Here is a 23,762-nt window from a genome sequence, read left to right as displayed (position 1 = left end):
GATTTATTGCCTCTTTATAATGGCGTACTTTATTTCACTTTTCATATTATATTTTGAAAATATTTTTAATGGTCGTATTATTTATTTTTAGTCCGTCTTGCATGTCTTCACTTGCAAGAATATTACTATTTGATTCTATTGCACTTGCCGCAATAATACTATCCCAAAAAGAAAATGAATATAATTCTCTTAATTTAGAGGCTGATAATATTATATTTTTTGAAAAATCTTGAATTGTACATATTTTGTACATATATTCAATATTTTCTTTAATGGTTTTTTCTGAAATCTTATTCTTTATAAGTTGATTTGTTGTTTCATTAATTACCTGATATGTTATAATGAATACAGAATTATTTGCATTCTTTGAAAAATATTCCCCGGCGATTTTATATTTATTATATTCATCCTGCACAAAGAAATAGACCCATACATTACTATCTACAAATATTCTATCTGTCATAGCAATCATCTCGATTAAATTTATATCCCTTGTTCACGACTCTATTTTTTGCGGCAAATTCAAGAAAGGATTTTATGTTATTAGTTTTATCTTTTTTATTGATGAAACCAATGATTTCAGTTAAATCTGTTTCATTATCAGACCGTATTATCATAGTTTTTGTGTCCAATGCTATTGTTTCAAACATCTATTTTCTCTCCTAAAATATACATAGTTTATTATATTACTTATTTTTTAAACGGTCAAGGGGTATGGCTTGTGTATTCATGGAACAGGCGCTGCTGATATCTATATTCAACACGGGTTAAGCCAAGGGCTGGTTTAATACTCCGGATCGAATAGTAACTTTTAGAGTAAGCGCTCAATTGCGGAAGACAATTTTTCGGGATTAAACGTTGGGAAAAACCATGCGGTCACCAGACCGTCACGGTTGACAAGAAATTTGGAAAAATTCCATTTGATGTCCTTGACGCCGGTGAAAGAAGAGTACCCCTTGAGCCGTTCTTTGAGAGCCGCTGCCTCCTCATCTTCGGTTTCCTCAATCTGCTCTTTGAGATACACAAAAAGAGGCGCGGCTTTATCACCATTTACATCAATCTTGGCAAACTGCGGAAAGGTAGTGTGAAAATTGATTGTACAAAATTCGCCAATCTCCTCTGCGCTGCCCGGAGCTTGTCCGCCGAATTGGTTACAGGGAAAGTCCAAAATTTCAAATCCCCGGTCGTGGTATGTTTCGTACAGTTTTTGCAGACTCGCATATTGCGGTGTCAGCCCGCATTTGGTGGCGGTATTCACAATCAAAAGCACTTTCCCCTTATAGGCGGCAAGAGAAACCGGTTTTCCTTCGCGGTCCGCTACGGTAAAATCATATAAATTCATACTTTGACTCCTTCATGTTAGTCTCCTCTAAATCTATCACTTTTCTAAAATATAGCCAAGCGTTATTTGGTTGGAAACAATTATTTCCAGAATCGTTTTTCAAGATGGTTCCGTATCCAATCAGGGAAGGCCGGCAGTTTTCCTTTGAAATTTCTCCTGAGGCTGGGGAAAGCATTAAGCGGTTTTAGTATACGGCGCACTTCCATCGGCAGTTTCAGTTTTTTATCATCCATATCGCCTGAAAAACCAAAGGCTGAATGAAACTCTTTTCCCTTTTCAATCAAGGCGGCAATATCCTTCTGGAAGGTTTTGAAGTTAAATATTGATTTTACCGAATGATCGATGTCCACAATGAAGTAAGCCAGAAGCCCTCCGGCAACAAAATGGGAAAGATAGGGTCCCAGAACCATGATCCGGGTAAACACCAGGGGCTGTATAAACAAAACCAGCAGGGCTGCGAAAAAAGCCCAGTAAATCGAGAATCGCAGGCATATACGGCCCGAGAGATTAAAGCGCCTTTCGTGATAGTCCCATAATTTCATGCCGAATAGTGTTTCCATTAACCATCCGCCAAAGTATTCAAGTATGGTGGGTGAAAGAAGGGTAATAACCCACGCGGCGGTGGACGGCAGCGACTGCGCTTCTACATGAATGGCGGTAATAATTACGGCGCCAAAGCCATAAATCGGTACAAAGGGACCGGAAAGAAACCCAGCGTTTACAAAGCGCTTTTCCTTCGAAGACCGATATAGCACCTCAATAATCCAACCGGCAAAAGACATGATGCCAAAGTATAAAAAGTAAGTAAGTAATTTTTGGGGGATCATAGAATACATAATTAATTACCTCTCTTTTCAACTGTCATAGGCAATCTCTATTTCTAAGCAACATACTGTTTGATATTCTCTAAAACCTGATTGTCAAGGGGTGTCATATCGTATTTTTTTGCCGACCGTCTGATAAAGATTGTCTCGTACGATGTCATACCATACCTCCGTAATGTATAATCTATACGATAAGCTTACCCGTTTTCAAGGGATGCGATAAGCGCTTCCAGTTCAGCAATAGCGGTGTTCACGGCCCCGGCGTCTTTGCCGTTAAGCGCCTTTTTTGCATTTTTTAGCGGCTCCTTGAAAGCTTCCCGGTATTTCTTGAACAGCTCCTTGTCCTTATTTTTTGCAGCATCCTGTTCCATTCCTTCCGCCCGCGCTATCACCGTTTGCAGCTTTCCCTGGGCATCCTGATCTTTACGGAATTGGGCGTCCTCAGCGGCATACTGTTCCGCGTCATGTATGGCGGACTGCAGCTCAGCTTCGCTCAAGTTGGAAGATGCTTCTATAGTAATCTCCTGGGCTTTGCCGGTTTTTAAATCCCTTGCGCTTACATTCACGATACCGTTGGAATCGATGGTAAAGGTAACTTCTATTTGGGGAACCCCGGCCATGGCCCGCTGTATACCCTTGAGGCGAAATTTGCCCAGGGTTTTATTCTGGCTTGACCGGGGGCGTTCCCCCTGTAAAATGTTTATTTCAACCGAAGACTGGAATGGAGCGGCGGTAGTAAAAATCTGGCTTTTTGAAATAGGAATCGTGGTGTTACGCTCTATCACATGGGTACACATCCCCCCCACGGTTTCAATGCCCAGGGACAGGGGCGTAACATCAAGCAGAAGCAAGCCGGTTACTTCCCCGATGAGTACACCTGCCTGCAAAGCTGCGCCGACCGCTACACATTCATCGGGATTGATACCCTTAAAGCCGGGCTTTCCGGTGATACGCTGTATCGCATCCTGTACCGCAGGAATCCTGGTTGAGCCGCCCACCAGGAGCACCTTTCCTATCTGATCTTTGGTAATATGCGCATCCTCCATGGCCTGTCTGACCGGAGCTTCCGTGGCATCCACCAGATGGGAAGTCAGTTTATTAAACTGCGAGCGTGTAAGGGCGGCTTTTAAGTGCAGGGGTGATCCCTTCGCTTCACAAAGATAGGGCAGATTTATTTCGGTTTGTTCGGAAGCGGACAGTTCTTTCTTAGCCTGTTCCGCCGCTTCTTTTATCCGCAGCATGGCCACGAGCTGTTTTTTCACATCAAAGCCGGTTTCTTTTTTGAATTCTTCGGCAAGGTATTCCGTTATGCGGGCGTCAAAATCATCTCCCCCCAGGCGGTTGTTCCCGGCGGTGGCGCAGACTTCTATGACACCGTCTTTTATATCGAGGATAGAAACATCAAAGGTGCCGCCCCCCAGATCAAAAACCAGTACCTTCTGGTTTTCTTCTTTATCAGCGCCGTAGGCCAGGGCCGCCGCGGTTGGTTCATTGATGATGCGGCGCACCGTAAGTCCTGCAATTGCCCCCGCGTCTTTGGTAGCCTGCCGCTGGGAATCGGTAAAATAAGCCGGGACGGTAATAACCGCCTCTGATACGGTTTCACCAAGAAAAGCTTCGGCATCCCGTTTCAGTTTTGCAAGAATCATGGCGGAAATTTCAGGCGGGGAAAATGTTTTTTCCCCCATTTGCACCTTATGGGAAGTACCCATTTCCCGTTTTATGGACCGGACGGTCCGTTCACTATTGGTAAGTTCCTGGCGTACTGCGCTCTGTCCTACCAGGCGTTCTCCGCTTTGGGTAATGGCCACCACCGATGGAGTTGTCCTCCCCCCTTCCGCATTGGAAATGATCTCAGGCTTTCCACCGTCCAGTACGGCTATGCATGAATTGGTCGTTCCAAGATCTATACCGATTATTCTACCCATATCATTAACCTCCGTAATTTCCTTAGCATGGCCGGCAGCAAAACAAACAGAAAAGTTGCGCCAGTATAATTCTGAAAATAGAGCTCCCCAAATTCCGCATACTAAAGCCCCTGCCTTCCCCGGCCTCTCGATATGCAAAACTGTTGCGTTCAAATTGATTCAGCAAAGACCGGTATTGCATATTACCCGGTTCAATCCGTACCGCTTCGCGGGCATGGGAGATGGCAGTTACCCTGTTGCCCGTTCCTGCATTGGCAAGGGCGCTGTAAAAGAACCATTCCCCGGTATGGTTGGGTAATCTTGATAACACCAGCAGGGCATCACGATAACGCCCGCCTTCAACAAGGGCACGGGCCTGGTTTATTTCAGGAGTTCCCTGCTCCCGGTCTTCACCGAAAAAATCACCAAAATCACCAAACCAAAAATTAAAACCGCCGCTAAAGGGGCCTTGGTCCCCGGGATTTTCTCCCCGGTATCCTCCACTCTGGTTTTGCGATTGCTTACCATAACTGCCATCGGTCTGCTCATAATTCACGCCCCCCGATTTCTGCTTTTTGATCTGTTCATAGGCGGCGTTTATTTCCCGCATCTTTAATTCCGCATTTTTGTTGCCGGGATTTATATCGGGATGATATTTTTTTGCCAGCCTCCGGTATGCTTGGGTCAGCTCCTCGTCGGAGACGCCGGGACTGATCCCCAATATGCTATAGGGGTCTTCCATCCTATTAGGCCTCCGCCTTTTTCTTACCGGAAGGATGCCGGTAACTTTGCCAGACTCCGGAATAGAGTACATTCCGCAGGATACCACTGTCCCGGTTTATCGGAAGTTTATCAAAGGCCGCGGTACATTCGGCCATCATCATGGTTAAAAGGGGAGTAAACTCCTCCCTTCTCTGGACCACCAGGGGGTTATAACGCTGCTTTTTGATATCCCGCTTAAGATCATTACAGGCATCCAAAAGATAGATAAACCGCCCCAGGGCGGCGCCCATGGCTTTAAGCGCTGGGGCGTGATCACGAACATCAGGTCCTTGTTCACGCCACATAAATAGTTCCCCCAAAAGTTCCCCAAAACAATTCATGGGAAGGTCAGGGTTAAGTTCATTGGCTTTTTCCATCTCGCTTAAGCTTTTCAGTTTTTCTTTAATTACCCGGCATTGCCGGGGCCATTTTTCGGCTATTTCAGGAAGGTGTTTTGCCAAGGCTTCGCTTTTTTGTTTTGCACTTTTTTTCCTGTCATCCTTCCAGTCGTCCAGAGCTTGGTAATAGGCCAGGGTTATATTCATATCGGCGCAATACGATAGGGCTTCATTGGCAATGAAGGGGTGAGATATCGGGCGAACTCTGCAAACACAGTTTTCCTGTTGTTCGTCGAGATTATACAGCGATGAGAGAAGCATGGATAAAAAGGTCATGTCATAACTCAGGCAGGAACGGCCTAAAGCGCCGGCCTTGGCGCCTAATTCACGGCAAAGACCGCAGTATGCCCCGTCATACCGTTTTCGTTCTTCCGGGGAAAGCGCTTTTCGATTTGCCCTTACAGTTCCGAACACCGTTCCCCCCTAGGCCTTTTTTATAAACTGAGTGCCGCAGTGCCTACAGGTGATCTTGACACGGCCCTTGCCCTTAGGGACCTTGCAGCGCCGGCCGCAGGAGGGGCAGGTAAAAATCCGGTGGGTCATGCGCTGCCGTACGTTTTCTGCGGCGCCGCCGAAAAAGCGAATCAACTTGGATTTCAGGCTGAAATAGTAATTTGCCTCCCTAACCCGCGCCCCGGTATTTTTTGAAAAGGAGCGAAAGACGCAGATAATGACCAGGGCCATGGACAATGATGACAGCGGGGGCCACCGAATAATAACGGAAACAAAGCAGAGCGCCAGGGCCAAGGCCGAAAAAACGCGGTTAAGTTCATCATGACCATAGCGTCCCCGCATAAAGCGTTCTAACTTGTCCTGTCCGGGCAGCTTCCTCATAATCCGGTTACACCCCTTGCCCTTAATTGTCAATTACTTTATTGTTAATATATTGACAATACATGAAAATGTCAAATGAATTTGCGCTATTTTGGGGTAGGAATGGAAGGGGATCTTATAAACCGGATGATTCATTCAGTTTTCAGGTTCAAGCAGCTGGAGATGACTTTTCGGGTTTTCCATCCCGGCTCCGGAGAGAATGTCTCCATGGCGGAACTTGTCGTATTGGCGGGTATTAAAAACCATACCTTTGAAGACGGTGAAGTAACGATTCCTGATTTACTCTGTATCAGCCGGGCTGCGGTTTCCCAGATGCTGGGAGTGATGGAACAAAAGGGCTTTATCATACGGGATATAAACAAGGCTAACCGGAGGAAACAGCTGCTTTCGCTTACCGAAAAAGGCAGCCTTGTGGTTGAGGAGCAGGAGCAAAAGGCCATGGCGTTACTATCGCAGGTTGTCGATCAGTTTGGCGAACGGGAAACAAAACAATTCATAAAACTTTCCGGCCGCTTTATGGATATAATAGAAAAAATAAAGCCGGAAACGTAGGGGCGCGGCAAGTCATGGCGGCAAGCAATCTTGATGGTTGTTATATTATTTACCGGGAGTGAAAAATTATGGATGCATTAAAAGCGATTGAAACCAGAAAAAGTGTTCGGGGCTACACTGAAAAAAAGGTTGAACAGGATAAACTGGAAACCCTGGCGAAAGCCGGGACCAGAGCGCCGAAATTCGGTAATTTTCATATTTCAGTAATTACAAGCCCTGAGCTGTTGAAAGAAATTGATGAAAAAGCCCTGGCCAACATGAGAGCCATGGGAGGTTTTGCCAAACAACGGGCCGATCTGGAAGGGTATCATGCCCTTTACGGCGCTCCTGCCCTGTTTCTGATTTCCGGCCCGGAATCTCCCTATAGCGGAGTAAATGCAGCCTGCGCCGCCGCGAATATCACTGTGGCCGCCACCGCTTTGGATCTCGCTTCCTGCTATGTTGGGTCCGCCGCCGTGGCGTTTAAGGATAATCCTCCGCTGGCCAAAAAAGCCGGACTACCGGAAGGGTTTTCCCCTCTCTGTGGAGTACTGGTTGGCTATGCGGGGGAAGACAAGTTTTCCCAGGCCCCGGCTTTTTCGGTAACCGTTGGTTATATTCAATAAGCGCCGTATTTTTCTTATAGCAGCAGTTGAAATAGAAAATTTTTCCTCTATCATTATATGACAGATTAACTATTCTATACTTGCCATAGTTTTGAATATTTTAACCGTATTTGTACATTATAGAGTATAAAAGAGAGTGGGTTGAATAATGTCCGATATCTGGAATTTTCTAACTAAGAATCTGTTTGGTAAGCGCAGGGAATTTTTTATGGCAGTGGTGACGGTGGTGGTGATGATCGTCATCCCGCTTCCCACGCCGCTTCTGGACATCTTCATGGCCATTAACCTAGTTTTAGCTCTGCTCATATTCCTGACTGTCCTTTATACCAAGAAAGTTACAAATTTCAACATCGTTCCCCCCTTCCTTTTGGTGATATCCGTATTCAGTTTGGCCTTGAATGTGTCTTGCACCCGGCTCATCCTGATCCAAGGTGCGGGGTTTGGTGGTCACATGCTCCGGGTTTTCTCTGCGTTTTCGGCGTTACTGGTTTCCACCGCCGTTGGCATTATTGTAATCCGGTTAGTTTTCAACGGCGTTTTTTGGGAGGATGTTTCTTTTCGATTCTCACTGGCCGTCCGGTTGTGCATTCTGGCGATCCGGTTTTGCTGGAAACAGCCCGCAGAGACAAAGAGTCCCAACCCCGAGGAGGCGGAAATGTCCCCCGTTGTACCCCTGGATCCCTTGTCCTTGGAACTTGGGTACGGACTCATCCCCCTGGTGGACCGGGAGAAGGGGGCGGAACTTCTGGAACGGGTCCACCGGATCCGCCGGGAATCCGGGCTGGACCTGGGGCTGGTTATTCCCCGGATACGGGTCATCGACAATATACGGCTGGAACCTTCGGAGTACTGTTTTAAGATCCAGGGTGTGGACGTGGGCCGGGGCAAGATACGTATGGGGCATTACCTCTGTATTAACCCCGGAGGGGTAAAGGAAGAGTTAGACGGTGAAAAAACCCGCGAGCCAGCCTACGGTCTCCCGGCCCTCTGGATAAACGAGGATAAGCGGGACGAGGCGGAACGGGCGGGTTATACCGTGGTGGATCCTCCCTCAATTATCGCTACCCATTTAACGAACATCATCAAGCGCCATGCTCCGGAGATCTTGGATCGCCAGAAGACGCAGTCAATCCTGGATACTCTCGGGAAAGATTACCCCGCAGTGGTGGGGGAGGTACAGAAGATTCTTACTCTGGGACAAATCTATAAGGTCCTCCAGGCTCTGCTCCGGGAACAGGTTTCTATTTGCAATATGGTAGCTATTCTGGAGGCGCTGGTGGATTACGGCCCGGCGGCCACCAAGGCAGCCAAAGATATGCAGTTCCTCAACGAAAAGGTCCGGCAAGCCCTTAGCCGACAGATATGCTTGCAGTACGCCACCGATGATAGGGTCCTCCGGGTACTCACTCTAAGCCAGAGCTTGGAACAGAAGATTCTGGACAGTACCGTGGAAACCTCTTCGGGGATCATGTCCGCCATGGACTCGCCCACCAGAACTGTCTGGATCAAGGCGCTTTCCCGGTCGGTGGCTGCCGTACTAGATCAAGGCTGGCATCCGCTGATCCTTTGTTCAGAAGCAGCCCGGTTTCTGGTTAAGTCCTCAACGGAACGGGAGTTGCCGGATCTGGCGGTACTTTCGGTACCGGAGATTGTTTCTGATATCACCGTGGAAGTAGTGGGGGAAGTGAAACTTGAAGGAGAGACGGCGGACAATGACGAGACTCTAAAATGAGCGTTTATGAATATACCAATAAATATATTTTTATCAACTGAAATTTTTACCATGCCTTTTGCTCACGCCGTAGGACTTGTATTACATGAATGGCTGCATATATATGGCGGAGATGGCTCTAAAGAATTTACTTATGCATTAACCGATTTTATAAAATTAATTTTAAGCGATAAACAGTTAATAAAAAAAACAGAGCAATTCAAGAAAGAATGGGAAATCATGACAAAAGAAATAATTGATCAAAACATTGACAAATAAAATAAACAACCTGTATTGGCAAAGAATAAGGATGGAACCAATTTCCTTAACTTGTTTCTCTACAAAAGCTTCTAAGTCTTCCTTGCCTCATAAAAAGCAAGTAAAAATTGGCATTATAACACTATATAAAGGGTAATACCACCATTACAACGCTATATATAGCGTTGTAATGCATAAACAAGCAACTTACAGCAAGTAAAATCATGCCCAGAATGGTACATACGACCTATATTTAGGTCCTGCATCTGGGTCAAGGGCTTTAATCAACTTTGCCTTAATTGTCGCTGCAATTAAACGGGATATGGCGGATTTATTACTTTCCGGAACCCCGAACCTTTCCCGCAAAGAAGCATTTGTCATCTGCTCCCCGCTTACCTGCTTTAAACAAGCATGCATATAACATGACCATTTTTTCTCCTCACTAGTGAGATTCCCAAACTTAATATACGAAAATAAGATGACTTTTGTATGTTTTTCATAAATCTCAATTTTTGGCGCCGGTAATTGATATACTTCACATAATGCGGCGACTTTATCCCAGCCGCTTCCTCTTTCCTCGCACAAATTTGCTCTTCGCATCAAAGAAGCAATCATTTCATTTCGTGATATAGGAGGATTATCAATAAACCTTTTTGCATCAACCAATGGTATGCCAGGGTTGGTAATTTCAATACGGTTATTAAAAATCTCAACCATTGGACCTGTTCCTGATATTGAAAAATCCTGATGAATTAGTGCATTAATTATCAACTCACGCAGCGCTATTTGAGGGTATAATGTACCCGCATTTCTTAAACCATCTTTAATATTTTCTTTAGCAGGCAAAAGTCCTTCTATATATTGCAACAAGCCCTGAAAGCCACTGGCATAACCTTTACGCCCATCCGTTTCACGAATTGTAGCAGTACGTTTATTTCCCTCATATTGAATGACCCTGATACTTTTCCGGGAAATCGTATTAAATAATTCGATATTTTTTGCAAATAAAATAGCGCCCAAATTAGTAATTGCAAATAATCCATTATCTTGATTTATAATCATTTCCTCTTCTGCAAGATAGTGAATAATAGCTTCCGTACTATTTGGTAATGGAATATGAATCAATTCAAAATAACTACCGTAATCCAGGCTTTGCAAGACAGCTAATGGGGATAAATCCTGTTTTGCCAGCATTTTTTCAAATCTGTCATTGTTTATTCTACTCCATAGCTGGCCTTCCATAACTGGAAAGTCTTTTAATTTTTTCTTATATGAACCAACTCTGATATATTCTTCGCTTTTAAATTTAACCGTTGCAAACATAGCCTTATTGATTAAACATAACACAACTTTCTTTTCTTTTAGAGTAATTGTATAAAACTGAAAAATAGCATTTTCGCTCAGCAATTGACGTAGCCAATTCTCTAACTCTTGTCCCTTAACTTTAAGAGTACGATAATCAAAAGTCGTCCCAACAATTTCATGGGTTTTATCATCAATGCCCCATATAATATAAGCATCATTTCGTTCATGGTACGCCGCAGAATTGCTCAATGCGCTAATATACTCACCAATTTCCTCGGGATTATCGTTATTTCTTTTAAATTCAAGCCACACAGTTTCTGCAGGGAGTTTTATTAGCCTTAAAATTAATGCTTCAAGATCTGTCATTTATCTTTTCCGTCCTTTATCCTGTTCCATCCTAATCCGTTCCAGCAGTTTTCCCGCCTTTCCGCGGGCTTCCGGTAAGAACCAAAATTTCTTTTGCCATATCTCATTCCTTATACTAAAAATACTTATCCACCGCAAGGTTGAACTGGTCTATGAAAATCCGCTTGAAGTATGAGGCGTTGTTTTGTTCATAGAATAACAATATACCCTTTTTGTATTCGCCCTCGTTCACACTTCTGTAGGACAATGGACAATAATCGTTTGCAAGCAATAACGCATTGCCCAAGATGCGGGATGTTCGCTTGTTCCCGTCCTCAAAGGGTTGGATATACGAAATCATAAGCACGGTAATAATGGCTTTTTCGATAGGGTTTTCCGCCGCATTGATCACAGAAATCAGTTGCTCCAAAGCTTCTTTGATTTGAAACGGGTTGTCCAGCGGACTGTAATTCGTGCCGGTAATGGCGATTCGCCTTTGACGAACCCCAAGCAAAACGCCAAGATCGGTAAGCAAAAGCCGGTGCAGATATTCTATTTTAGCCATACTCAATTCTTTGAAATAAGAAGACTCGGTAAAAATAAACTCTATTGCTTTTTTATGATTCAGTATCATAACGGCTTCATCGTGGGTTTTGTCTTTTGCCTCAATACCTCCTTTGATAAGTTCTTCCGTATCAATCAGAGTATAGGTGTTGCCCTCGATCTTTGAGGATTTCCAGGCAAGCTCAATGGTGATTCGTTCTATCTCTTTTTTAAGGGCGGTTGGCGAAAGCTCCGCCCGTTTCGTCAGGTATTGTTTGTTTTTGGCTGCAAGTTCCGCCTTTTCGGTTTCGCTCAAAATGTCGTATAGGTTATCCCAAACGCCAAAATTAAAATGGGTGTTGATTAGTACACGGGCATCCGGGTCTTTGGTAAAATATTCCTCAACATTTATGGCTTCCAGCAATGGCGAGGCGGCATAAGCATAAACAGCCGACTTGGTTTTTCCCTGCTTTGCTATCCCCTTATTGGCGGCAAGATAATCCAAATCACGAAGTATGGTTATTTTGGAGCTTTGCGGAAACTTGGCGGCAATATAGTCCTGTATTTCTTCACGGCTGGCCGACGTTTTTACCTTTACAAAGTCGAATATTGCCTGTCGCCTTATCTGTATCGTTTTTTGTTCGTTATTTGCCATTTTGCCCTTAATAGTTTCATTTAAGGTTTATTATAGGTCTAATTGTATCATTAATTGAAACTATTATCAAGGATAAAGGGGATTAAATGAAACTAAAATACCCCCGGCCTTCCGGTCGTAGAAAAAGAGTCTTCTATATAAGAGGAATCAAAATTGAAATAAACTACAAAAAATTTATAATCCGTTGACCAATTTTGTTTATGTGTTATAGTAAAAGCATGGTTGATGGAACGATTATCGATACCCTGAATATCAATGCCCGGGACCTTGCCAAAAAATGGAAGGATCTAATCCGCAAAGCTCCCCAGTTAAAGCAGTACGCTGCTCTTGACGATGAAGGGATTATTGACGAAGGGGCCAGCATTTACCCCCTCTTAGCCAGGACTTTGGATCGGGGGCTGGACCGGGCGGCTTTGGGGGACTTTTTCGTCCGCATGGGTAAGGATAAAATGCGGGAGGGCTTCCCCATTTCGGAGGTGATCTACGGGGTTAACCTGTCCGAACAGGTGGTTATCCAATACATCATGACCGATTTCGTTCTTGACAGTACCATCCGTATGTATCAGGCTATGGGGGTGGTCAATAATGTGGCGGAATTCTTCCTCCTGGGCTGTTTTTACCTGACCAAGGGTTTCCTGGAAGCCACTTATACCAATATGAAAGGCAAGGACTCGGTTTCCGAGGAATTGTTAAAAAAATATTTCCGTGACGACTTCTTTTTCAAAAAGGACTGACGTTTTTTATGGATGCTCTGGAAATTAAGACGATTTTCACCATTTCCCTTTTTGGAACTACCCTTCCTATTACCGAAACGGTGATCATCTCCTGGGTGGTGATGGCTATTCTTATCATCTGCGCCCTGGTTTTTACTCGGAAATTCACCGAAATACCGAAGGGTCCCCAGGCGATACTGGAAACCATGGTGGAATTCCTCAACAGTTTTGCCAAAGGCCAGTTCGGTTCCTGGTCTAAGTATTTTGGCTACTATATGGGAACCCTGTTTTTATTCCTCCTTTTGGCAAATATCATCGGGGTCCTTTCCCCGGTGGAAGTTTCCTTCATGGGTCGGGAATTTATTCCCCTCTTTACTATTGCGCCCCCTACCAAGGATATTAACGTGACCGCTTCCCTAGCGGTGCTGACCATCCTGGGGGTGCTGGTGTTTGGGATCATCGCCAAGGGTCCCCTGGGATGGTTTAAGCATCTGCTCCACCCCATGGCCTTTATGCTGCCCTTTAACCTCATGGAGTACGGTACCCGGCTCCTGTCTTTGTCCCTGCGGCTCTTTGGAAATATCATGGGGGGCTATGTGTTGATGCACATGATTGAAGGGCTCCTGCCCCTGGGCCTTCCTATGATCGCTTCCCTGTACTTCGATTTCTTTGACGGCCTTATCCAGGCGGCTATTTTTGTGTTCCTGTCCAGTATGTATTTGTCCGAGGCCCTTAAAACAGGGCATGAGGAAGAATAGGGTTAAAAACAGCGGGCTTAGTATAAGCTTGATGAATATACGTAAAGGAGAATCTAATGGATTTAACACTTTTAGCGGCCCTTGGGGCCGGAATCGCGGTTATAACGGGGATTGGCGCAGGTATCGGTATCGGTATCGCCACATCTGGGCTGCTACAGGCTATTGCCCGCCAGCCTGAAGCTACGGGGAAACTGATCCCCTGGTTTTTCACCGGCATGGCCCTGGCGGAATCCACCGCCATATACGGCTTGGTCATATCAATCCTGTTGATTGGCAAGCTGCCCTAAGGGCAGGGTTAAAAAATGCTTGATTTTTCCGTAACCTTTATCATAACGATAATCAATATCTTCATTCTTTTTCTCATACTCCGGAAGATCCTCTTCAAGCCGGTAACCAAGTTCATTGAAGAACGGGCAAAGAAGGTTCAGGACTCGCTGGATCTGGCGGAAAAGGAACGGAATCAGGCGAAGGGTCTCCTGAAGCAGTACGAGGATCAGCTGAAGATGGTTGAGGACCAGGCTACGGAGATTATCCGTTCCGCCAAAGAGACCGCCCAGGCTGAGGCGGCCCGGATCGTCGCCGAAGGCAAAGCCCAGGCTGAGCTGTTGATCGACAAGGGCCATAAACAGCTTGAGGCGGAAAAACGGGCGGCCATGTCTGTGTTCCATGCCGATGCCGCCGCCCTGGTTATCGGCGCTTCCAGCCGTCTTATCCAACGGGAACTCTCCGATGAAGACAGCCACCATCAGGCTGAGCTGCTTCTCAAGGAGCTTTCCGATTCAGCAGTCTCAAAACCGGAGGATAACTGATGTTCCAGGGGGATCGTTGGGCGGATGCCTTTCTGGCGGCCTGCGGAACTTCCAGCGAAGCTTCCGGCAACGACTGTACCGTAGAGGCTTTGGACGCGCTGAAAGTCTTTGTGCCCTCCCTCTCCCATCTTCCCGGGCGAATTTCCGGGGTTAATGACGCACTTCGGCTGGAAAAAGTGCTCCGCAGCGCCTTGGAAAGCTCCGGGGCCGGTTTAGGCGCTGAATATGCCCTCCGTTTTGTGGTGCTTCTGGTACGTAGGGGACAAATTAAGTACCTAAATGCAGCTCTTCGGGCGGTTGAACAGCGGATTGATGCAAAAAACGGGGTGGTTTCGGTTAATGTCGAATCGGTACGCCCCTTGGATACGGATTTACAGGAAAAGATTAAGGCCGGATTGAAAAAGCGATACGGCGCCCGGGATATCAAGCTGGGTTCTCAAATTGTACCCGAACTTCTGGGCGGGTACCGGCTGCGTATCGGTACTGAACTGATCGATTCCAGCCTGAAGGGTCAAATACAAAAAATGGCCAGGGAATTGCACGCAGCTTCCGATGGAGGTTTTAGATGACGAATTTTGGAGACCTCTCCAGGGTCTTGCAGGAACAGATTGAACATTGGGAATCAAAGGCTTCCACCGATTCTGTCGGCTTTGTTGGTCAGGTGGGAGATTCGGTGGCCACCATTTACGGTCTGGATAAGGCCATATACGGAGAACTAGTGGAATTCACCTCCGGCGCCACGGGGATCGTGATGAACCTGGAGGAAAACGGGGTGGGTTGTGTGCTCCTCTCCGGGGAATCCCTGGTAAAGGCCGGGGAGGAAGCCAAGGCTACCGGCCGGGTCGTGTCGGTTCCCTCGGGACAGGCCTTGCTGGGCCGGGTGGTGAACCCCCTGGGCGTGGCCATCGACGGCAAGGGCGATCTCTTAGCGGAGGCGTACCTTCCGGTGGAGTCCCCCGCCGCACCGGTTATCGAGCGGGGCCCGGTGAACGTGCCCCTCCAAACCGGCGCCCTTTCGGTGGATTCCATGATCCCCATAGGCCGGGGTCAGCGGGAATTGATCATCGGGGACCGTCAAACCGGCAAGACTGCCCTGGCGGTTGATACCATCATCAATCAGAAGGGCAAGGGTGTTTACTGTGTATACTGCGGTATCGGGCAGAAATCCTCCTCGGTGGCGGCGATTATAAAGAACCTGGAACGCTTCGGCGCCATGGATTATACCTTTGTGGTATTAGCCTCCGCCTCGGATTCCGCCGCCCTTCAGTATCTGGCGCCCTATTCGGCCTGCGCTATGGCGGAACACTTTATGCATCAGGGTAAGGATGTCCTGGTGGTCTACGACGATCTTTCCAAACACGCCGTGGCCTACCGGACCATCTCCCTGCTCCTGCGCCGGCCTCCGGGACGGGAAGCCTTCCCCGGGGACGTGTTTTACCTCCATTCCCGGCTCCTGGAGCGGGCCGCCAGGCTTTCCACCGACAAGGGGGGCGGTTCCATTACCGCCCTGCCCATCGTGGAAACCCAGGCGGGGGACATATCTTCGTATATTCCAACCAATGTTATATCCATCACCGATGGCCAGATCTTCCTGGATTCGGAGCTTTTTAATTCCGGTTTCCGCCCTGCCATCGACGTGGGTCTTTCGGTCAGCCGGGTAGGGGGAAGCGCCCAGACCAAGGCGGTACGGAAGATTTCCGGACGGCTGCGGCTGGACCTGGCCCAGTACCGGGAAATGGCCGCCTTCGCCCAGTTCGGCAGCGATTTGGACAAAGCCACCCAGGACAAGCTTGCCCAGGGGCAGCGGCTCATGGAAGTGCTTAAACAGCCCCAGTTCTCCCCCTTTGCTATGGAGGAACAGGTGGCGGTGCTCTTTGTTTCTATCAACGGTTTCCTTCTGGATGTTCCGGTGGATAAGGTCTCCACCTTTGTAAAGGGATTTGTTGAGTACCTGAAGCTGCGCAAGGGGGAACTCCTCAAGGAAATTGCGGATACCGGGGTAATGTCCCCGGAAATTGAGCAGGGTCTAACCGGCGCCATTGAAGCGTTCAAACAAGCCAAACAATAGGGGAGACCATGGCGAATTTACGGGATGTCCGGCTGCGGATGCGGGCGATACAGCAGACCTTACAGGTTACAAAGGCGATGGACCTGATCTCCACAGCAAAACTGCGGAAGGGCCGGCGGGTTCTGGAGGATACGGAACCCTATTTTAACCGTATCCAGAAGTCCATGTACGACATCGTAGCCGGTTCAGGGTATGTGCACAGTGAATTTTTCGGCAGAAAAATTGATGACGAAAACTATCACAGCGCGGTAGTCGTAATTACCAGCGATAAGGGTCTTGCCGGCGGGTATAACGCCAACATTTTCCGGTATGTAAACGATGTTTGCGCAAAGGTCAAAAACCCCATCCTGGTGCTTATCGGCGCCATCGGGTACCGCCATTTCATGCATTCCCCCCATCTGATTTTAGAAAATTTCTCTTTCAAGTCCAAACTACCCGAGGTAGAGGACGCCAAGGAGATCGCCGATTATATCATCTCACAGTATCTCTGGGGTATGTTTGACGAGGTGCACATCGTTTATACCCATATGTACAGTACAATAAAGCTGCTCCCCACGGAGAAACATATCCTGCCCCTCAAGACGGATATCATGCGGCAGGAACTGAACCAGATTGAAACGAAGGAGCGGGAATCCCATAGCTTTGAATACATCCCCTCGGAGGAGGCGGTGTTTGACGCCCTGGTGCCCCTGTATATCAAGGGCCTGGTCTACGGCTGTCTTGTGGAGGCCTATGCCAGCGAGCAGAGCGCCCGTATCGCCGCCATGGACGAGGCTTCGAAAAATGCGGAGGAGATGCTGGGTTCCCTGCAGCTCCACTATAACCGGGTTAGGCAGGCCAGCATCACCCAGGAAGTATCGGAAATTATTTCGGGCTCTGCGGCCCAGAGCGAATAAAAGTGAGGAATAGCTTATGGCTAATATAGGTGTTATTACACAGATAGTTGGACCGGTGGTGGATGTGCGGTTTGAGGAGGGTAAGCTTCCGGCGATTTTGAATGCCCTGGAAATCAAGGCCGCGGACAAGAACGTGATTCTTGAGGTACTCCAGCATATCGGGGATAACCGGGTGCGCTGTGTCGCTATGGAGGCCACCGAAGGTTTGTCCCGGGGGCTCCCGGTTGAGGATACGGGGAACCCCATCCGGGTACCCGTGGGAAATGAGGTCCTGGGCCGTATGTTCAGCGTCACCGGCAAGATCATCGACGATAAGGGGCCCTTTACTGCGGGGAAGTACGCTTCCATCCACCGTGCCCCGCCGCCCTTTGAGGAGCAGAAACCCGCCACCGAGGTTTTTGAGACCGGGATTAAGGTTATTGATCTGGTAGCGCCTTACGCCAAGGGGGGGAAGATAGGCCTCTTCGGCGGCGCCGGCGTAGGCAAGACTGTAGTTATCATGGAGTTGATCCACAATATCGCTACCGAACATTCGGGGTACTCGGTTTTCGCCGGGGTAGGGGAGCGGTCCCGGGAAGGGGCTGACCTCTGGCGGGACATGAACGAGTCCGGGGTTATAGACAAGACTGCCCTGGTATTCGGCCAGATGAACGAACCCCCCGGCGCCCGTATGCGGGTCGCCTTGGCGGGGCTGACCATGGCGGAACATTTCCGCGACCATGGCGGCCAGGATGTGCTCCTCTTTATCGACAACATATTCCGGTTTATCCAGGCGGGCGCCGAAGTTTCCGCCCTCCTGGGCCGTATCCCCAGCGCCGTAGGTTACCAGCCAGCTCTGGCCAACGAAATGGGGAGCCTCCAGGAACGGATCGCCAGTACCTCCAAGGGCTCCATCACCAGTATCCAGGCGGTCTACGTCCCTGCGGACGACCTGACCGATCCGGCCCCGGCTACCACCTTCGCCCACCTGGACGCCACCATCACCCTTTCCCGGAAGATCGTGGAACTGGGCATCTACCCATCGGTGGACCCCCTGGCTTCCAGTTCCCGTATTCTGGACCCCGCCATAGTTGGGGAGGAACATTACAATACGGCAATCAGGACCCAGCAGATACTCCAGCGTTACAAGGAACTGCAGGACATCATCGCCATCCTGGGTATGGACGAACTTTCCGCTGAGGATAAGATCACCGTGTCCCGGGCGCGGAAGGTGCAGCGCTTCTTCAGCCAGCCCCTGAACGTGGCGGCCCACTTTAACGGCATGGCCGGGGTCTACGTACCGGTCAAGGAAACTATCCGGGGCTTCAAGATGATCCTGGACGGAGAGACCGACAATGTGCCGGAGCAGGAATTCTTTATGTCCGGTACCATAGACGACATCCTCGCCAGGGTAAAAAAATAATGCCAAGCCTGTTTACCTTTGAAGTGCATACCCCCTACCGCCCGTTTTACAAGGACAAGGTTGAAGCTATCAGCGTCACCCTCCTGGACGGCGAAGTTGGTATTCTTGCCCACCACGCGGCCATAACCGCACCGATTAAACCCTGCCTGGTAAAGATAAAGGAAAGAAGCGGTCAGTGGAAAACCGGCTTTGTCTCAGAGGGCATCCTGGAAGTGGCGGGGGGTAAGACGGTGCTCATGGTAGACTCCGCCGAATGGCCCGATGAAATTGATCACGAAAGGGCCCTGGAAGCAAAGAGACAGGCCGAGGAAATCCTGAAGAATTCGAGCTTTAAGTTTGAGTCCGGGACCGCCAAGCAAAAACTGGAACGGGCGGATATGCGGCTTAAGGCCTGGGAGCTTCGCGGGGAAAAGGCGCCCGAATAATTACGGTGGTTCCTTCGCCGCGTTCACTCTCAAAACGCAGACTGCCGCGCAGAATTGCTGTGCGGGTGTACATTCCCCGGATACCGAAATGCCCGGCGGCATAGATAGCCGGGTTTTCCCGGGAAGGGGAAACCGTAAAGCCCTTGCCGTTATCGCTGATGCAGATAAGCAGGGTATCCTCCTCCCAGCGTAATACCACCGCCGCCTCGGATGCTTCCGCGTGTTTTTCAATATTGGTAAGCGCCTCCTGTACCAGACGGAAACACTGGAGCTGCGCCGTGGTGTCCATGTCTGTATACCGGGGGTCTTCCCGCAGGGTGAGGCGGCAGTCGATTCCCGTGCGTTCACCAAATTCCCTGCAGAGCCGGTCCAGGGCATCACCCAGGCCCTGATACCGGAAGTCCGGGGGAAAGAGGCCGTCGCAGATAGCCCGTATGGAATCTACCAACCCCCGTTGGGTTGCGGCCAACTCGTCGCATAACGCAGCCTGTTCAGTACGGTCTTCCACCCGCTTAAGCCCGGCAATCCGCAGCGCCTGGGCGCGCAGATCCTGGGCAACCGTATCGTGGAGCTCCCGGCTTATCCGGCTCCGCTCGTCCTCCTGGGCTAATACTATGGCCTGGGAGAAGGCGGCGCTCTGTTCCGCCCGTACCTGGGAATGGGCCAGCGCCCGGTTCAGCAGCCATATGGCCAGGGCAAGCAGGCTGATAACTGCGGTAAGGATAAAGAACTGATTAAAATAGCGCAGATGTATGGCGTCCGCCACCTCCGCATCCTGTTCCTGCCAGTTGTTCAGGGCTTCGTTCATATCCAGGGCCAGCGCCGGCAATTCCTCCTGCCGCCCCTGCAGAACCGCCTCCTCAAAATTGGCGCTTGCGGCGAAGAGTCGATTCATGGTCTCCTTGTGAAAAAGAGAATTAAACCGGTAGGTTTGGTAAAGCGGAGTTTCAATAAGATCCTCCAGGGATGCACGGAAATCCCTAAGCATCCCCAAAAGCTGTTCGTTTTTGTCCTGCCCGTTTTCTTCCAGCATAAGCTGTTCAATGTCCAGCCACTGCCGGGAAAACACATACACCGGTTCTCCCGAATGGTCCCCCTGCCCAGAGCTGCTTGCAACGGAGTTTCCCGCGCAAAAGGCTGAAAAGCTTCCGCTAAGAATGAAGGCGCCAAGGAAGCACATTTGCCAAAAACGTTTTTCCATGATCATACTTAAACGTCTTTATTAATTTCATTCAAGTCTGAGCAAAATGGTGCTTGATACTAAAGCAGATCCGGGCAGATCGGAAAAACGCCGGTGGGGGCGGTGAATCCCCACTGCGGGATGCCTGTAGAGTCTGCTTCCGGAGCCCCTGCGGGTCTCCTACAGCAGGGAATTCCAGAATATCCCGCAGCGTGGCTCCACCGCCCCCACCGGCGCCTGTACGATTAGTCTGTGTTTGAGCGTATTTCCCGGCGCCTAACTAAGCTTGGTGCAGTTCCCGGCGGTGGAAGTGGCCTGGTTTAGGGTAAGCGCGTTGCCTATTGACAAAGGCGGGTGGGGGGAGGGGCATCCCTGGCTGAGCACATTTGGAATTCCTCACTGGAGGAGACCCGAAGGGGCTCCGTAAGTGAATTCTACAAGCGTGCGAACGCCAGGGATGCCCCTCCCCCCACCCGATTTTGCCGATAAAGTATTTCTCTGCGTTTTTTTACAAAACCCCTCAAATACACTTAAACACCCTTTATAAGGGTGGGCTGACCGTTCCCATTTTTTCCGGAGTCATATTTTATATGCGCTCGCCCTGGTCTTGAGCAATGAACCAGTATAGGGTACATTCAGGATGATGAAGGGAAGATTAAAACTAACCTTGCTTTGCTTCCTGGCGGTGACGGCTAATTTTTTCCTCAATATCCTAACGGGAAGGGGTTTTCGTCTGTCCCTGTTTCTTGACACGGTCTTTAGCGTTGCCCTTACCTTTGCCACGGGCCTCGTGCCGGGGATAGCTGCCTCTATTCTAAGCGCCATTATTATTAATACCCATGACCATGCGCCGTTGTTTAATTATTTTTTTGTGCTTTGCAGTATCGTTGAAGTGATTCTGGTGTGGATGTATTGCCGTCGCCTTAGTAAACCCCGGGAACCCTTTATCAGTACCGTGGCTTCCCTGCTCCTCCTCTATCTTACCACCTGTGTCGTTATCAGCGTTCTTGGGGGGCTTATTGATTATTGTATTTTCGCCGTGGCTTCCCGGGCTAAAGATTCCTTCTCCCCGGAGGATATTTTTAAACTGGGCCTTTTGCGGAATAATGTTCCTGTGCTCTGGTCCGATATCTTTTCCCGTATCCCCATCAACCTGATTGACCGGTTTGTGGTTATCTTTGGCGGTTACGGCGTCTCCCGGCTCATGGTAAGGTTTCTTATTCGCAATAAGGAATAACTACTGGTTGAATTCGGGGTCTTGTTTTAGAGCCCCCTTGGGGGGTACACTGGCTTATCATGTTAGACTATCGTTTTATCGTAGAAAATCTCCCGGCGGTGAAGAAAAACATTGCCGACCGGTATATGAAAGCCGACGCCGACGCTGTGGTCCGTCTTTTTAACCGCCGTACCGAACTGACTACGGCGCTCCAGTCCCTGCAGCAGCAGCGGAACGCCAATGCCGCGGCCATGAAGGGGAAACTTGAGCCTGAGGCCCGGAATAGGCTTATCGAGGAAGGGAAGAAGTTTAAAGAGGATATTGCCGCAGCGGAGGCGGAACTGGGCAAGACTGAGGCGGAGCTTGACACCGAAGGCCGGCGGGTCCCCAATATGGCCCATCCCCAAGCGCCCCTGGGCAAGGAAGACAAGGATAACCTGGAAGTGAAGCGGGTGGGGGAACCTACCAAGTTTGACTTTGAGCCGGTGGACCACGTTAAGCTGGGGCAGGACCTTGATATCATCGACTTTGATTCCGCCACCAAGGTCTCGGGGACCAAGTTCTACTACCTTAAGAACGAGGGAGTGTTCCTGGAACTGGGCTTGGTGCGCTATGCCCTGGATATTTTGCAGAAGCGGGGCTTTACCCCCTTTATCACCCCGGATGTGGCCAAGGAGGAGATCCTGGAGGGCATCGGCTTCAACCCCCGTGGGGCGGAATCCAATGTCTATACCGTGGAGGACGAGGGGACCTGCCTGGTGGGTACTGCGGAGATCACCCTGGGGGGTTACTACTCCAATACGATTCTGAGCCGGGAAAAACTTCCCCTGCGTATGGCCGGTCTTTCCCACTGTTTCCGCCGGGAAGCGGGCGCTGCGGGGCAGTTTTCCAAGGGCCTGTACCGGGTGCATCAGTTTACCAAGCTGGAAATGTTCGTTTATTGCCTTCCGGAAGATTCGGATCGTTTCCATGAGGAACTCCGTTCTATAGAAGAGGAAATATTTACGGGCCTGGAGATTCCCTTTCGGGTGGTGGATACCTGTACCGGCGACCTGGGGGCTCCGGCCTACCGCAAGTGGGACCTGGAAGCCTGGATGCCGGGCCGCAACAACGGTGAGTGGGGGGAGGTAACTTCCACATCCAACTGTACCGACTATCAGGCCCGGCGGCTCAATGTTAAATACAAGGACGATGAAGGGAAGAACCGCTTTGTCCACATGCTCAATGGAACCGCCATCGCCGTCTCCCGGGGCATTATCGCCGTTCTGGAAAACTTTCAGCAAGCCGATGGCACAGTAAAACTGCCAAAAGCCCTGGTTCCCTACTGCGGGTTCGAGCTTATCAAAAGGAAAGATACATGAGCGATTGTATTTTCTGTAAAATCGTTAAGGGCGAAATACCCGGCAAAAAGATCTACGAAGATGATGAAATCCTGGCCTTCCACGATGTATCTCCCCAGGCGCCGGTTCACTTCCTCCTGGTTCCTAAAAAGCATATACGGAATATTATGGAACTGGACAAGTCCGATACGGCCCTCCTGGGGCGGCTTTTGTTCAAAGCCCAGGAACTGGCGGTAGAATTAGGCTGCGGAGAAAAGGGCGCGCGTTTTGTGATCAACTGCAAGTCCGACGGCGGGCAGACCGTGGACCACCTCCATGTACATGTCCTGGGCGGCAGGCCTCTTGACTGGCCCCCGGGGTGATGCCCGGCTAATGAACCGCAAAGAAGAAGGAAGAGGAAGAATTTTTAACCACTAAGGACACCAAGGGTATTTCCCCTTTTTTCTTTCTTTCCCTTTGTGTCCTTTGTGGTGATGGCGTCTTATTCCAGGTGAAGGACATGACAACGATAAAGGTTAAGAACTAAACATGGGGTACCACTTTTTGGCTCAGGCCCAACCCTAAAAAAGTGAAGCCGAGGCAGAGCAGGTTGTTAAGGACCATATTGGCGATGGCCGCAGAAATACTGCCGGTCATGAATAGTCGTACTGTTTCCAATGAATAGGAAGAAAAGGTAGTATAGCCGCCCAGAAAACCGGTGATGAGGAAGAGCCGGAACTGGGCGGGAACGGCGCGTATTTCGAAGGCCCCAAAGAGGAAGCCTATGATCAGAGCGCCCGCCGCGTTGACCGCCAGGGTCCCCAGGGGGAAGCTTGGTTTGAAGACCGCGCCTATCCCCCGGACACTCAGGTACCGCAGCCCGGCGCCGCAGCCGCCGCCCAAAATAACTAATAGCAGGTTCATTGTGTTTTTCC

General features: G+C 49.3%; 28 protein-coding genes. 16 read left to right on the top strand and 12 right to left on the bottom strand.

All coding sequences use genetic code 11. The annotated features are described in order from the left end of the window. Positions 1-46 precede the first annotated feature (46 nt). The 8 genes from TPRIMZ1_RS0117655 to TPRIMZ1_RS0117615 form a co-directional block, all read right to left on the bottom strand. Positions 47-463, bottom strand: coding sequence for a PIN domain-containing protein (locus TPRIMZ1_RS0117655; RefSeq protein ID WP_010263820.1), 417 nt, complete (start codon positions 461-463; stop codon positions 47-49). Continuing rightward, on the bottom strand, positions 453-650 hold the full coding sequence (locus TPRIMZ1_RS20775; protein ID WP_010263818.1) for a hypothetical protein: 198 nt from the start codon (positions 648-650) through the stop codon (positions 453-455). The genes TPRIMZ1_RS0117655 and TPRIMZ1_RS20775 overlap by 11 nt, the downstream gene beginning before the upstream one ends. 161 nt (positions 651-811) lie before the next feature. Beyond that, positions 812-1,342, bottom strand: coding sequence for a glutathione peroxidase (locus TPRIMZ1_RS0117645; protein WP_010263816.1), 531 nt, complete (start codon positions 1,340-1,342; stop codon positions 812-814). Positions 1,343-1,422: 80 nt separating this feature from the next. Further along, the gene (locus TPRIMZ1_RS19915) at positions 1,423-2,169 is read right to left on the bottom strand and encodes a putative ABC transporter permease (RefSeq protein WP_269775823.1); all 747 of its coding nucleotides are present in this window, start codon (positions 2,167-2,169) and stop codon (positions 1,423-1,425) included. 194 nt (positions 2,170-2,363) lie between these two features. Further along, on the bottom strand, positions 2,364-4,094 hold the full coding sequence (dnaK, locus tag TPRIMZ1_RS0117630) for a molecular chaperone DnaK (RefSeq protein WP_010263809.1): 1,731 nt from the start codon (positions 4,092-4,094) through the stop codon (positions 2,364-2,366). A 22-nt stretch (positions 4,095-4,116) separates the two neighbouring features. Next, entirely contained in the window at positions 4,117-4,815 is a 699-nt protein-coding gene (locus tag TPRIMZ1_RS0117625) for a J domain-containing protein (protein ID WP_010263808.1), read from the bottom strand. A gap of 4 nt (positions 4,816-4,819) precedes the next feature. Further along, complete coding sequence (locus tag TPRIMZ1_RS0117620; protein ID WP_010263806.1) at positions 4,820-5,647, bottom strand: DUF5685 family protein; 828 nt, start codon at positions 5,645-5,647, stop codon at positions 4,820-4,822. A 9-nt stretch (positions 5,648-5,656) separates the two neighbouring features. Next, a complete protein-coding gene (locus tag TPRIMZ1_RS0117615; protein ID WP_010263803.1) occupies positions 5,657-6,067 on the bottom strand; it encodes a Zn-finger domain-containing protein in 411 nt (136 codons plus the stop codon). A 126-nt stretch (positions 6,068-6,193) separates the two neighbouring features. Here TPRIMZ1_RS0117615 and TPRIMZ1_RS0117610 point away from each other — a divergent pair, with 126 nt between their 5' ends. The 4 genes from TPRIMZ1_RS0117610 (at position 6,194) to TPRIMZ1_RS0117595 (ending at position 9,214) form a co-directional block, all read left to right on the top strand. Then, entirely contained in the window at positions 6,194-6,619 is a 426-nt protein-coding gene (locus TPRIMZ1_RS0117610; RefSeq protein ID WP_232616871.1) for a MarR family winged helix-turn-helix transcriptional regulator, read from the top strand. A gap of 68 nt (positions 6,620-6,687) precedes the next feature. Beyond that, positions 6,688-7,224, top strand: coding sequence for a nitroreductase family protein (locus TPRIMZ1_RS0117605; RefSeq protein ID WP_010263801.1), 537 nt, complete (start codon positions 6,688-6,690; stop codon positions 7,222-7,224). A gap of 148 nt (positions 7,225-7,372) precedes the next feature. Further along, the gene (locus tag TPRIMZ1_RS0117600) at positions 7,373-8,956 is read left to right on the top strand and encodes an FHIPEP family type III secretion protein (RefSeq protein WP_010263799.1); all 1,584 of its coding nucleotides are present in this window, start codon (positions 7,373-7,375) and stop codon (positions 8,954-8,956) included. Between the two features lie 6 nt (positions 8,957-8,962). Further along, complete coding sequence (locus tag TPRIMZ1_RS0117595; RefSeq protein WP_010263797.1) at positions 8,963-9,214, top strand: hypothetical protein; 252 nt, start codon at positions 8,963-8,965, stop codon at positions 9,212-9,214. Between the two features lie 201 nt (positions 9,215-9,415). Here the strand turns inward: TPRIMZ1_RS0117595 and TPRIMZ1_RS0117590 are convergent, their stop codons facing one another. Both TPRIMZ1_RS0117590 and TPRIMZ1_RS0117580 read right to left on the bottom strand, forming a co-directional pair. Next, the gene (locus TPRIMZ1_RS0117590; RefSeq protein ID WP_010263795.1) at positions 9,416-10,864 is read right to left on the bottom strand and encodes an ATP-binding protein; all 1,449 of its coding nucleotides are present in this window, start codon (positions 10,862-10,864) and stop codon (positions 9,416-9,418) included. A gap of 115 nt (positions 10,865-10,979) precedes the next feature. Beyond that, a complete protein-coding gene (locus TPRIMZ1_RS0117580; protein ID WP_010263793.1) occupies positions 10,980-12,041 on the bottom strand; it encodes a Fic family protein in 1,062 nt (353 codons plus the stop codon). Positions 12,042-12,259: 218 nt separating this feature from the next. Between TPRIMZ1_RS0117580 and TPRIMZ1_RS0117575 the strand changes: the two genes are divergently transcribed. Genes TPRIMZ1_RS0117575 through atpC form a run of 9 tightly spaced genes read left to right on the top strand, consistent with a single transcriptional unit; the run spans position 12,260 to position 19,112 of the window. Next, complete coding sequence (locus TPRIMZ1_RS0117575; RefSeq protein WP_010263792.1) at positions 12,260-12,775, top strand: hypothetical protein; 516 nt, start codon at positions 12,260-12,262, stop codon at positions 12,773-12,775. An 8-nt stretch (positions 12,776-12,783) separates the two neighbouring features. Beyond that, positions 12,784-13,512 (top strand): F0F1 ATP synthase subunit A, encoded by a 729-nt coding sequence (locus tag TPRIMZ1_RS0117570; protein ID WP_010263790.1) that lies wholly within the window; start codon positions 12,784-12,786, stop codon positions 13,510-13,512. A gap of 56 nt (positions 13,513-13,568) precedes the next feature. Then, a complete protein-coding gene (atpE, locus tag TPRIMZ1_RS0117565; protein ID WP_010263787.1) occupies positions 13,569-13,799 on the top strand; it encodes an ATP synthase F0 subunit C in 231 nt (76 codons plus the stop codon). A gap of 15 nt (positions 13,800-13,814) precedes the next feature. Then, a complete protein-coding gene (gene atpF, locus TPRIMZ1_RS0117560) occupies positions 13,815-14,321 on the top strand; it encodes a F0F1 ATP synthase subunit B (protein WP_010263785.1) in 507 nt (168 codons plus the stop codon). After that, positions 14,321-14,890 carry an ATP synthase F1 subunit delta gene (atpH, locus tag TPRIMZ1_RS0117555; RefSeq protein WP_010263783.1) on the top strand — a complete coding sequence of 190 codons (570 nt, stop codon included), beginning with the start codon at positions 14,321-14,323 and terminating at the stop codon, positions 14,888-14,890. Before atpF ends, atpH begins: the two co-directional genes overlap by 1 nt. After that, a complete protein-coding gene (atpA, locus tag TPRIMZ1_RS0117550) occupies positions 14,887-16,389 on the top strand; it encodes a F0F1 ATP synthase subunit alpha (protein ID WP_010263781.1) in 1,503 nt (500 codons plus the stop codon). Before atpH ends, atpA begins: the two co-directional genes overlap by 4 nt. 8 nt (positions 16,390-16,397) lie before the next feature. Further along, on the top strand, positions 16,398-17,285 hold the full coding sequence (gene atpG, locus TPRIMZ1_RS0117545; protein WP_010263780.1) for an ATP synthase F1 subunit gamma: 888 nt from the start codon (positions 16,398-16,400) through the stop codon (positions 17,283-17,285). A 16-nt stretch (positions 17,286-17,301) separates the two neighbouring features. Beyond that, positions 17,302-18,687 carry a F0F1 ATP synthase subunit beta gene (gene atpD, locus TPRIMZ1_RS0117540; RefSeq protein WP_010263778.1) on the top strand — a complete coding sequence of 462 codons (1,386 nt, stop codon included), beginning with the start codon at positions 17,302-17,304 and terminating at the stop codon, positions 18,685-18,687. Next, positions 18,687-19,112: an ATP synthase F1 subunit epsilon gene (gene atpC, locus TPRIMZ1_RS0117535; RefSeq protein WP_010263776.1), complete on the top strand. Its 426-nt coding sequence runs from the start codon at positions 18,687-18,689 to the stop codon at positions 19,110-19,112. Before atpD ends, atpC begins: the two co-directional genes overlap by 1 nt. Here the strand turns inward: atpC and TPRIMZ1_RS19490 are convergent. Continuing rightward, entirely contained in the window at positions 19,072-20,313 is a 1,242-nt protein-coding gene (locus TPRIMZ1_RS19490) for a sensor histidine kinase (RefSeq protein ID WP_157784312.1), read from the bottom strand. The two genes, atpC and TPRIMZ1_RS19490, sit on opposite strands and share 41 nt — an antisense overlap. A gap of 619 nt (positions 20,314-20,932) precedes the next feature. On the opposite strand from TPRIMZ1_RS19490, the gene TPRIMZ1_RS0117525 reads away from it, so the two are divergent. Genes TPRIMZ1_RS0117525 through TPRIMZ1_RS0117515 form a run of 3 tightly spaced genes read left to right on the top strand, consistent with a single transcriptional unit; the run spans position 20,933 to position 23,210 of the window. After that, complete coding sequence (locus TPRIMZ1_RS0117525) at positions 20,933-21,529, top strand: hypothetical protein (RefSeq protein WP_010263772.1); 597 nt, start codon at positions 20,933-20,935, stop codon at positions 21,527-21,529. Positions 21,530-21,588: 59 nt separating this feature from the next. Then, positions 21,589-22,869 carry a serine--tRNA ligase gene (gene serS, locus TPRIMZ1_RS0117520; protein WP_010263770.1) on the top strand — a complete coding sequence of 427 codons (1,281 nt, stop codon included), beginning with the start codon at positions 21,589-21,591 and terminating at the stop codon, positions 22,867-22,869. After that, a complete protein-coding gene (locus TPRIMZ1_RS0117515) occupies positions 22,866-23,210 on the top strand; it encodes a histidine triad nucleotide-binding protein (RefSeq protein ID WP_010263768.1) in 345 nt (114 codons plus the stop codon). Before serS ends, TPRIMZ1_RS0117515 begins: the two co-directional genes overlap by 4 nt. 160 nt (positions 23,211-23,370) lie before the next feature. Here TPRIMZ1_RS0117515 and crcB read toward each other — a convergent pair whose 3' ends face one another. Beyond that, positions 23,371-23,751: a fluoride efflux transporter CrcB gene (gene crcB, locus TPRIMZ1_RS0117510; protein ID WP_010263766.1), complete on the bottom strand. Its 381-nt coding sequence runs from the start codon at positions 23,749-23,751 to the stop codon at positions 23,371-23,373. Between the last annotated feature and the right edge of the window lie 11 nt (positions 23,752-23,762).

Source organism: Treponema primitia ZAS-1, from assembly GCF_000297095.1.
In the GTDB taxonomy this organism is placed as follows: Bacteria; Spirochaetota; Spirochaetia; order Treponematales; family Breznakiellaceae; genus Termitinema; species Termitinema primitia_A.
Note: the sequence above shows the minus strand (reverse complement) of the source record. Positions and strands in the feature narration are given on the sequence as shown.